The following is a 2,464-nucleotide window of genomic DNA, read 5'->3' as shown; positions in this document are numbered from 1 at the left end:
CACCCGGCCCGGGCCCCCCCCCACCGGCACGGGACCGGGACTGGGACCGGGACGGGGTATGGGGATGGGGCGGGGGAAGGGACAGGCGAGTCCGCTGAGGCGGCTCCCCCGGCCGGGCCCGAGACGGCCACCCCCGGCCAGCGTGGCGCCGCGCGGGCGCTCTTCGACGCGGCGGCCGCCGTGCTCGACGCAGGTACCGACGGCTCCGGCGCGGTGCTCCAGTCGGAACTGCTGCGCGCGGCGCACACCGCGCGGCTGGCCGGACTCCCGAAGGCGGCCGCCACGGCCGTCTCCGTGGTCACCGCGTTGCGCTCTGCCCGCTCGGCGGACCCGGCGTACCGCCTCACCGACCTCGTCGCCACCCTGCGCGAGGTTCTGACCGTCGCCCACCGCGTCCCGTACGCCACCGGCCCGGAACTGGCCGCGGTGCGCGGTGCCGCACGGCAGCCGTACACCCCGGACGGCTCGCTGCGTCTGTACGGTCTGTTCTCCGAGCCGGTGCTGACGGCGAGCGGCTACGCGGGCGCCGTCACCTGGACCGCCGACGCCGAGGGCCGCCTCTACACGGTCTCCGACGTGGCGCCGGGCGGCTCCGGGCGGGCCGTGGGCGCGGCCGACCGTGCCGTGCGCATCGGTGACACGGCCCTGAGCCACCGTGAGTTGTCGCGTGCGGGACTCGCCGTGTCCGGTGCCACGGTCTCCCCGACGGGTCGGCTGGGTGCCGGGGCGGGTGTACGTGCGGTCCGGGCGTCCGGTGCCGACTGGCGCGGTGAGCCTGTCGACCGGCTCTGGGCCGTACCCGTCGCCGAGCAGGTCACCCGCGCCCTGGGCGGCGGCCACGACCTCCTGTTCCTCGAGGTCACCCTCACCGGCACGGTCCGTGAGGCGGCGGGCGACCGCCTGCTCGCCGACTGCGACGGGCTGACGCTCCGGCTGGTCGCGGCGCACGACGACGCCGCGCTCCCCTGCCGCGACAACCTCCGTCTGCTGGCCGCCGCCCGTGGCAGCCGGCTGCGGGTCGTCGCCCGCCTCACCCCGGCCCCGCACCCCCGGGCCCTGCTCCTGGCGGCCGACCATCCGAGGGATCCAGGGACGCGTCTCGACCTGGGGCTGGACCGCCTCCAGCACGCCGACCTGCCCAGCGTGACCGCACCGCCCGCCGGGGCGGTCCTGGCCGCTCCCGACGAGGCCCCGCTGTACCTGCTGCGGCGCCGGGTCCAGCAGGCCGCCTCCGGGGGCCGGCAGGTGCTCGCCTTCCCGGGGAACGGCGCCGCGGACGGCTCACGTCTGCGCGGGCACGGCATGGCGACCGCGGGCGATCTGCTGGACGAGCTGCACTCGGCCGCGGCGGACCGTTCCCGTGACCCTTTCGGCCGGCTCCTCCCCGCCGACACGGACCGCTTCGCCCGCGCCTGGCTGGCCGCCGCCGTCTACACCGACGAGGTCGACCGGGCACTGTGTGCCGAGGCGTGGGGTGCGGGCCGCCGCTCCCCCGTGCCGGCGGCCCGCGCCCGGTGAGTACATCCGGGAACGTGATGCTGCTCGGTTGAATTCTGGGTCTCGGAGTGCCGCACGGGTATGGGTACAACTGCGTACGCGAACGAGCGGAGAGGAAGCGGTGACACCTACGCCGGACGGGGCTTACGAACGCATGGTGTCGGTGGCCGTCGCAGCGCTCCACGAGCGCGATCCGGAACGTCTGTGGCCGCTGCTGGCCGCGGCCCTGCCCGGCCTGTGCGGCGGGGAGGCGCTGATCTACAAGCTGGACGACTGGAGCGAGACCGAGGGCACCGTCCGGGTCTCGCCGGGTGCGGCCGCGGAGTTCCGCACGCTCGGGGAGCAGGACATGGCGCTCCTGCGCTCGGGCTACCCCTTCGCGGCCCTCTACTCGGCCGGACCCGAGAGGGTCCCGGTCTCCGCACGCCGGGTGGCCGGACCGTCGTGGCCGACGAGCCCGACCGCGCGGATGCTGCGCAGGATCCTGGACACGCATCACGTCCTGGGGGTCCCGCTGCCGCAGACGAGTACTCCGATCACCGGGTTCCTGGTCTTCCGCTCCGGTACGGACTTCACCGACGACGACATCCGGGCCGCCCGCCGCGCACAGCCGCTGCTGGCCGCCGTCGAGCAGCAGCGTCAGCTCCTGGATCACTGGCAGCGGCGGCTCCTCGTTGCGGGGGACGCGCCGGGCGCTCCCCACGAGCTGGCTCAGGAGTGCGCCCTGACCCCTCGGGAGACGACCGTCCTGCTGCTCCTCGCGGACGCCCTGACCGCCGCCGCCATCGGCCGCCGCCTCGGCATATCCGACCGCACGGTGCACAAGCACGTGGAGAACATCTACCGCAAGCTCGGCACCCGGGACCGCGTCGGCACCGTGCTCCGCGCCCAGCAGATCGGCCTGGTCCCGTGGCCCGGCGGCGCACCCGCCGGGCCACGGCCGGGGAAGTCCGGCCCCAGCTGTCGG

General features: G+C 75.9%; 2 protein-coding genes. Both read left to right on the top strand.

The features are described 5' to 3' along the window. A partial coding sequence (locus tag ACFW2E_RS45225) for a hypothetical protein (protein ID WP_384477554.1) occupies positions 1-1,518 on the top strand: 1,518 nt, incomplete at its 5' end. 100 nt (positions 1,519-1,618) lie between these two features. Beyond that, the coding region (locus ACFW2E_RS45220; protein WP_384477551.1) for a LuxR C-terminal-related transcriptional regulator at positions 1,619-2,464 on the top strand (846 nt) is incomplete at its 3' end.

This window comes from Streptomyces sp. NPDC058964, from assembly GCF_042741275.1.
GTDB lineage: Bacteria > Actinomycetota > Actinomycetes > Streptomycetales > Streptomycetaceae > Streptomyces.
Note: the sequence above shows the minus strand (reverse complement) of the source record. Positions and strands in the feature narration are given on the sequence as shown.